This window comes from Streptomyces sp. NPDC055078, from assembly GCF_053607985.1.
Genome location: NZ_JBSGUP010000020.1, coordinates 25,054 through 32,357, shown reverse-complemented (window position 1 = coordinate 32,357; position 7,304 = coordinate 25,054). Strand labels below are relative to the sequence as shown.

General features: G+C 73.3%; 5 protein-coding genes and 1 pseudogene. 2 read left to right on the top strand and 4 right to left on the bottom strand.

Going from position 1 to position 7,304, the window contains the following annotated elements; all coding sequences use genetic code 11:
* From ACWF94_RS03485 to ACWF94_RS03470, 4 genes and pseudogenes are all read right to left on the bottom strand, one after another.
* A pseudogene (locus ACWF94_RS03485) lies at window positions 1–266 on the bottom strand (hypothetical protein); the annotation flags it as partial.
* Entirely contained in the window at window positions 263–1,696 is a 1,434-nt protein-coding gene (locus tag ACWF94_RS03480) for an AAA family ATPase (RefSeq protein WP_453484243.1), read from the bottom strand. The pseudogene ACWF94_RS03485 and the gene ACWF94_RS03480, both read right to left, overlap by 4 nt.
* The gene (locus tag ACWF94_RS03475) at window positions 1,686–3,347 is read right to left on the bottom strand and encodes a VMAP-C domain-containing protein (RefSeq protein ID WP_453484241.1); all 1,662 of its coding nucleotides are present in this window, start codon (window positions 3,345–3,347) and stop codon (window positions 1,686–1,688) included. Before ACWF94_RS03475 ends, ACWF94_RS03480 begins: the two co-directional genes overlap by 11 nt.
* Window positions 3,344–4,417 carry an effector-associated domain 2-containing protein gene (locus tag ACWF94_RS03470; RefSeq protein WP_453484239.1) on the bottom strand — a complete coding sequence of 358 codons (1,074 nt, stop codon included), beginning with the start codon at window positions 4,415–4,417 and terminating at the stop codon, window positions 3,344–3,346. The genes ACWF94_RS03475 and ACWF94_RS03470 overlap by 4 nt, the downstream gene beginning before the upstream one ends.
* A gap of 233 nt (window positions 4,418–4,650) precedes the next feature.
* Here ACWF94_RS03470 and ACWF94_RS03465 point away from each other — a divergent pair, with 233 nt between their 5' ends.
* The gene (locus ACWF94_RS03465) at window positions 4,651–5,310 is read left to right on the top strand and encodes a TetR/AcrR family transcriptional regulator (protein WP_453484237.1); all 660 of its coding nucleotides are present in this window, start codon (window positions 4,651–4,653) and stop codon (window positions 5,308–5,310) included.
* Between the two features lie 444 nt (window positions 5,311–5,754).
* Window positions 5,755–7,278 carry an MFS transporter gene (locus ACWF94_RS03460; protein WP_453484235.1) on the top strand — a complete coding sequence of 508 codons (1,524 nt, stop codon included), beginning with the start codon at window positions 5,755–5,757 and terminating at the stop codon, window positions 7,276–7,278.
* Window positions 7,279–7,304 lie beyond the last annotated feature (26 nt).

The following is a 7,304-nucleotide window of genomic DNA, read 5'->3' as shown; positions in this document are numbered from 1 at the left end:
GGGCCCGGCGGCTCCTGCCGCTCCTGCCGCTCCTGAGGTTCCTGCGGTTCCTGTGGGCGGGCGGTCCGGCCCGCCGTACGGCGCACCGGGGGCCTGCCCGGCGCGTCCCGCAGGGGCATGGCGGCATCCTGACAGGCGGCCAGATAGAGGGCGTCGCCCAGTTCGCTCCAGGTCGGCGGCTCCCGTTCGGGCGCACGGGTGTCGGCCCGCGCGGCCGTGACGGGCCGGGCGGGCGGCTCCGGGGGCACCGCCGCCGGTGCGGTCATCCTGTCCTCGATTCCGCCCCCGCTCCGTCGAGCCGGTGCCACAGGGCGTCCACCAGCTCCTGGAGTGCTTCTTCGCCGTCTCCTTCGGGGAAGCGTCCCGAGGTCGCCAGGAAGACGGAGTTGAGCAGCTGGTCGACGGCCAGGCCACCGCGCTCACGGCTGCGCTGGAGGAACTGGCCGATCAGCTCGCCGCCCCGGGTGCCGGTCACGGTGGACTCGGTGAGATGGGCGGCGACCATGTCGACGAGCTGGGAGTGATCGGGGTCCGGCATGTCCAGCCGCAGACAGCGGCGCAGAAACGCGGGCGGGAACTCACGCTCGCCGTTGGAGGTGATGATCACGACGGGGAAGGCCCGGCAGCGCACGATTCCGTCGACAATGTCCGCGCTGCCCCGAGGATCGTCGGTCAGCACGCTCACCCGGGGGTGCCGGCGGCGGACCCGCAGCAGCTCGGGGACCGGGAACTGACCCTCCTCGAACACGCTGAGCAGGTCGTTCGCCAGATCCTGGTCGCACTTGTCGAGTTCGTCGATGAGCAGGACCCGGGGGGTCTCGTGCGGGAGCAGCGCCGTGCCCAGCGGGCCGAGCTGGAGATAGTCGCCGATCCCGGGGAGCGCGGCGTCCGCGCCGCCCCCGGGGGCCGGGGCGCCGGGCCCTCCCGGCTCCGGTTCCGGGGCGGCGGCCGGTCCCGGGTTCGGAGCGGCGGCCAGTCCCGGGTTCGGAGCGGCGGCCGGTCCCGGCTTCGGGGTGCCGGGCGGTGCCGCATCGCCCGCCAGGGTCCGTAACGCGGCCGGATCCCGTACGCCCTCCAGGGTCCGCAGCGCCGCCGAATCCTGTACGCGGCCGATCGCGTCGTACTCGTACAGCCCGGAGCGGAGCGTGGTGCGGCTGGTGATGTGCCAGCGCAGGACGCGGCCCAGGCGCAGCTCCCGGCTGATCCGGTACGCCAGGGACGACTTGCCGGTGCCGGGCCGGCCGGTCACCAGCAGGGGGCGGCGCAGATACAGGGCCGCGTTGACCATGTCCGCCTCGCGGCGGAGCTGCCCGGACGTCAGGGCCGGTGAGGCGAACCTGCCGAGCCTGCGCTCGATCTCCTCGTCGTCGGACGGCGGCGGGGGGACGACGGGGGCGCCGGTGAACCGCCGCCACGGGGGAGGGTCGGGCAGCAGCTCGCGCAGACTGGTGTCGTACAGCGGCCGGCCGGTGCCCCGGTAGATCCACCACCGCGTCTGGTCGGGGGAGGGCGTGCCGGTGCCGGGCGTGCCGTCGCTCCCACCCGGGTCCGGCGGCTGCTCGGAGCCGTCGCCCACCGGCTGGCCGGGGACGTGCGGCAGCGCGTCGGTGTCCCGGCCGGTGCCGCGAGGACTCTTGGCGGAACCGCGTGCGGCCCTGGGGCGCCCGCCCCGTGCCTCGCCGTCGTCAGGATGCATCTCGACCTGTCCTCCCCCTCTGCCTCCCCTGCGCGGAAGACGCGGCGATGGGTGCCCGTACGCCGGGAAGGCGGTACGGATCGTCCCACAGCAGCGCCACATGGCGACCGAGCGTAGAGTCTCCCCCTGTAGCATCCTCGTCTTTCGCGTCGATGCGCAACGATCTGACCGCATCCGGCAGTCGGCGGATTCCCTTACTGGCCATCAGATCGGCCAGCTCGCCCCGGAACACCGGATCGCTTCCGCCACGCCTGTCCCAGACGACCACCGGAACCCCGGCGCGCAGCGATTCCCCCAGCTCGTCCACGCCAGGACCGCCCGCCGCCGGATGGCGCGGCGGGCCGCTGAGGACGACCACCGCGGGGGGCGGATCGGTGAGCAGCCGGGAGCGCTGGTCGTCGGGGAACCAGTGGACCGGGCCCGCGCGGTCGTCCCGGAGCGCGTCCCAGCGTCGGCCCCAGCGGCCGTGCGTGTCGGTGCGTTCCATCCGTTCGAGGCTGCGCAGTACCACCGGATGGTCCTCTCCGAGCGTGCCGTCCGCGCCGTGGAAGCCCTTCTTCGCCCAGCGCTCCACCGGCAGTTGCAGCAGCTCCCTGGGGAGCAGGAACTCCAGCGTCAGATCCTCCTTGCAGAAGTACGCCCAGCCGGTCTCGGCCTGTTCCACCAGCGACTGGACGTGCTCGGGCAGTTCGTCCACACCGATCCGCAGATCGCCGCCCCGGACCGGGTAGGGCTCGGGCCCGCCCAGCCGCCACCAGTACGACAGCAGCCGTTCGCCGTCGTGGTCGGGGTCGGGCAGCGGGCGCAGTCGGATCAGCAGACAGGCGCCCGGCTCCCACAGATCCTCCCGCTCATCGCGCTCCTCGCCGATGGCTTGAATCGATGTCACGGAAGGGGGACCGGCGGCGGCGATGGCATCGGTCCCGGCCACCGCGACGGCGAGCGCCGGCGCCTCACCGCCCGTGCGGTCGGCCGCCTGGCCGGGGTGACCGGGGTGACCTGGGTGGCCGGGGGTGCCCGTCTGGCCCGTCTGGCCCGGGTGGCCTGTCTGGCCCGGGTGGCCCGGGTGCTCGTCGGGTCGGACGCGGTGCTCGGCCACCCAGTCGAGCAGCTCCTGCCGCTGCTGGTCCTTCGCGTACCGGGCGAGCTGTTCGACCAGCAGCACACAGGGCAGCGGCTGGCCGGGCCGGGCGTTGAGGGTCGCGGAATGGACGACCGCGAGCCAGGGCTCGGTGCAGTACGAGGGCGGCGGGTCGGCGCGGTAGCGCAGGAAGTCCTTGTACACGGCGGCCATGTCGGGCACATCGAGCCCCCCGAGCAGGGCCATCAGCCGCGCCCACTCCTTCGCCGGGAACAGCGGCACCTCGGCCACCGCGATGGCGACGCGCACCCGCTCGGTGTGCCGGGTGTCGCCCTCCAGCAGTTCGACCACGGCGCCCAGCACATGGAGGCCGTCGGGGTACTCCAGCACGGCCATCAGCAGCGAGGACAGATACGTACGCCGCCTGCTGCTCTCCGGCAGCGCGATCGAGGATCCCAGCCGGCGGCCGGTGATCCGCGCGCACTCGCGGAGCGTGGCCGTCTCGTCGAACGCGGGCACCCGGTCCAGCGCGTCGAGCACGATCTTCGGCGGACTCCAGTCCTCCGTCACCCGGCACCACCGCCCGGGTCCGCCGGCCACACTCTGTCGAGCAGGCCGAGCGCCGCCCGCGCGGGCTCCGACGCGTCGTCGATCAGCCGCAGGGCGTCGGCGAGGGCCCGCCGCCCCTGGCGGTGGTCCACACACGCCCGTACGACGTAGAACGTCTGGAGCCGGGGCGTCACGCTGTCCCGGACACTGTGCCGGATCACGGCGGGCAGCAGCCTGCGCAGGGTCGCGGCGCCGTCGTCCTCGACCCGGGGCACGCGCAGCAGGGCGTCCGCGATGGCGAACTGGGCGGCGTCGGAGGGCAGTTGGGCGGGAGGTGGGGTGGGGCTCGCGGCAGGGGCTCCGGCGTCGGGGCACAGTTCGTGAAGTCCGGGCCACAGCCGGGCGATGGCCTCGGTCGGGAGCATCCAGGCGATCCGGGTGTCGCGTTCGTTGTACGCGGCGGTGATCAGCCCGATGATCCGGCCCGCCGCCGGGTCCCACACCCCGGCCCCGCTGAAGCCCGGCTCGATCCTGGCCCCCGTCGTCCCCGCGCCCTCCAACTGGACCCACTCGTGGTGCGGCCCGCCCCGCCCCACCAGCCGGGCCGTCGCCCAGAGGCCGTCGGGGACCGGCTCGGGATGCCCGTACACGCTCACCTCACGCCGGTCCGGCTCACCGCACCTCCCGAGGCGGGCCGGTGTGCCCGCGAGGGGCGCGGTCACCAGCACCGCGAGGTCGCCGGACGCCCCGCCGGCGTACGGGCCGGGAAACCAGCCGCCCGCGACGACCGTCGCCTCGGCGGGGGAGGTGTCCGTGGCGCCCCCCGCACCCGTGGCGCCCCCTGCACTCGTGGCGCCGCCCGCACCCGTGGCGACCCCTGGGCCTTCGGCCGCCAGATAGACCGGGCCCGCCGGGGCGTCGGGCGGTGGACCGTTCCTGCCGCCCGCTCCGGCGCCGGTTGCGGACGCCACCACATGCGCGCAGGTGAGCACCATCGTGGGTGTCACCAGGACCCCGGCGCCGTGGACCGTCCCCCGGGCCGAGAGGACGCGCAGCCTCCCCGTGCCCGCCGCAGGCCGTAACTCCCCCATGACCACTGCCCCGCTCCTTCCCCCGTGTGGATACGACGGAGCGCGTTCCCCGTATGCGGCAAGCGTACGAAGGTCGCGCGCGCGACGCACCGACAGCGCGTATCTCGGATGACAGTGCGTACCACGGAGCATTGCCGGTTGAGCCGTGAACGAAGCGTGTCCCGGGCGGCACGGGACGGTGTTGTGACCGGCGCTTGTAGCATCGGATGCCAGTCGGCGGAGAGGAGACCGGCGTGGCCAGGGCCGATGCCCCCGGGGCGTCCCGTATCGAGCGCGAGGGCGAGCGGAGGGGCGAGCGCGAGGGCGAGCGCGAGGGCGAGCGGAAGGGTGAGCGCAAGGGCGAACGCACCCGGCGGCGCATTCTTCAGACGGCGCGCGCGCAGTTCGGGAAGGTGGGCTACGAGCGGGCCACCATCCGGGCCATCGCGGCGGCGGCGGATGTCGACAAGGCGTCCGTCATCCAGTACTTCGGCACCAAGCAGGAGCTGTTCCGCGAGGCCGTCGACTGGGAGATCCCCGTCGCCGAGCTGACCACCGACGACCCGGGCGAGTCGCTGGAGAACTATCTGCGCACCATGCTCGGCGCCTGGTCGAAGGACCCGGACAGCCCGATGACCGCGCTGCTGCGGACCAGCATGACCAGTGACGAGGCCGCCGAGTTGCTGCGTACCCGGGTCACCGCGCAGGCGATCGACCCGGTCGCCGCGCGGCTCGACGACCCCGACGCCCGGCTGCGGGCCGCGCTGACCGGCGCGATGATGATGGGCATCGCGACCCACCGCCATCTGCTGCGGATGCCGGACCTGGCGGGTGCGGACGTGGAGGACATCCTGCGCCTCGCGGTACCGGTGCTGCGCTCGCTGATCGAACCGGCGGAGCCGGGCGGCGGCTGAACCGGTGACCGGTCACGGTTTCCTGAGCACTGACCGGCGGCCGGTCGCCGTGCCCTGAGCACTGACCGGCGGCCGGTCACGGCTTCCAGAGCACTGACCGGCGGCCGGTCACGGCTTCCTGAGCACCTCGGTCAGGGCCGAGATGCTGTGGTCGCGATGGCCCGCCTCGGCCGCGCGCCAACCTTTTTGACAGGAGGCGTTTCCCCTCGGGAGCGGACACGTGCGCGGGGCCCTCGGGTGTTCCCCGGGCCTTCGGTGCGCCTCGAACCCGACCCGACCGTGTGGCGCACCTCACATATTTTCTCAACGTCCGGTGAGAAATAAAACTCAACACCTGTTTATTTTTTATGGGTGGCGGCCAGCATCCGCTGGACCGGCTCCTGCTCGACCCTCTCCGGTCCAGCGCCCGCCGGGCCCGCCTCCCGACCCTCACCGGAGACCACCATGCCCAGCGACAGTCCGGCAGCCGCCCCTCGGCCGGCGCCGGAGCGAGGCCGAGACGCCGCAGGGCCGGGCGGGCGGCATCTCGGCCTGGCCCTGCTCGTGATCGCGGCGGCGCAGCTGATGGTCGTCCTCGACGGCACCATCACCAATATCGCCCTGCCCAGCATCCAGACCGATCTGGAAGTCTCCGCCACCACCCTGGCGTGGATCGTCAACTCCTACGCCCTCGCCTTCGGCGGACTGCTGCTCCTCGGCGGAAAGGCCGGTGATGTCTTCGGACGGCGCCGGATGTTCCGCCTCGGCATAGCCGTCTTCACGCTCGCCTCGCTGCTCGGCGGGCTGGCCGCGAACGAGGCGCTGCTCATCGGCGCCCGTATCCTCCAGGGCGTCGGGGCCGCGATCGCCGCCCCGACCGCGCTGGCGCTGATCGCCACGAACTTCCCCGAGGGCAAGCCCCGTAACAAGGCGATGGGCGTGTACGCGGCGATGGCGGGCCTCGGCTCCACGGTCGGACTGCTGCTCGGCGGCGTCCTCACCGACTATCTGGACTGGCGCTGGGTGTTCTTCGTCAACATCCCCATCGGTATCGCGATCCTGCTGGGTACGAAGCTGCTCGCGGAGGGCGAGCGCGACCGGGGCCGGCTCGACGTACCCGGCGCGGTCACCGGCACCGGCGGCCTCCTCGCCCTCGTCTACGGCATCACCCGAGGCGGCGAACACGGCTGGACCGACACCCTCACCCTGGTCTCCTTCGGCGCCGCGCTGGTGCTGCTCGCCGTCTTCCTGGTCCTCCAGGCGCGGATCGCCCACCCGATGCTGCCGCTGCGGCTGTTCCGGGACCGCAACCGCTCGGGCGCCTATGTGACGATGCTGTTCATGGGGTCGGGCATGTTCGCCACGTTCTACTTCCTGACCCTCTATATGCAGCAGATCCTCGGCTTCAGCCCGGTCAGGACCGGTTTCGCCTATCTGTCGTTCAGCGTCGGCATGGGCATCGCGGCCACCCTCGGCTCCAAGCTGATCGGCCGTTTCTCCCCGAGGGAGATCGCGGGGCCCGGTCTGCTGATCGCGGCGGCGGGCATGCTCTGGTTCAGCACCCTGGAGCCCGGTTCGTCGTACGCCGGCCATCTCGCCCCGGCGATGTTCGTCACCGGACTCGGCCTCGGCTCGGGCTTCGTCCCGATGACCCTCGGCGCGGTCAGCGGCGTACGCCCGCAGGACACCGGCATCGCCTCCGCGCTCCTCAACACCGCCCAGCAGGTCGGCGGCGCCCTCGGCCTCGCGGTGCTCGCCACCATCTCCACCTCGGCCGCCGACGACAGGCTCCCGGACGCGGCCGCCACCTTCTACCGCGCCGCCGCGACCCAGGAAACCGGCCTCCTCGCCCGCGCGGCCGATGCCCTCACCCACGGCTACACCACCGCGTTCACCGTCGCCGCCGTCCTCTTCGGCGCGGGGCTGCTCGTCACCCTGACCGCGATGAACGCGGGAAGGCAGCGGCACGACCGGGTCCCGGCGGAGTGAGGCGGGGTGTGCGGACGGGCCGGCCC

What these genes read in the sequence shown, in the direction of transcription:
- ACWF94_RS03470 (WP_453484239.1), bottom strand. Translation starts at nt 4,417, where the DNA reads ATGGGGGAGTTACGGCCTGCGGCGGGCACGGGGAGGCTGCGCGTCCTC.
- ACWF94_RS03480 (WP_453484243.1), bottom strand. Translation starts at nt 1,696, where the DNA reads ATGCATCCTGACGACGGCGAGGCACGGGGCGGGCGCCCCAGGGCCGCA.
- ACWF94_RS03460 (WP_453484235.1), top strand. Translation starts at nt 5,755, where the DNA reads ATGCCCAGCGACAGTCCGGCAGCCGCCCCTCGGCCGGCGCCGGAGCGA.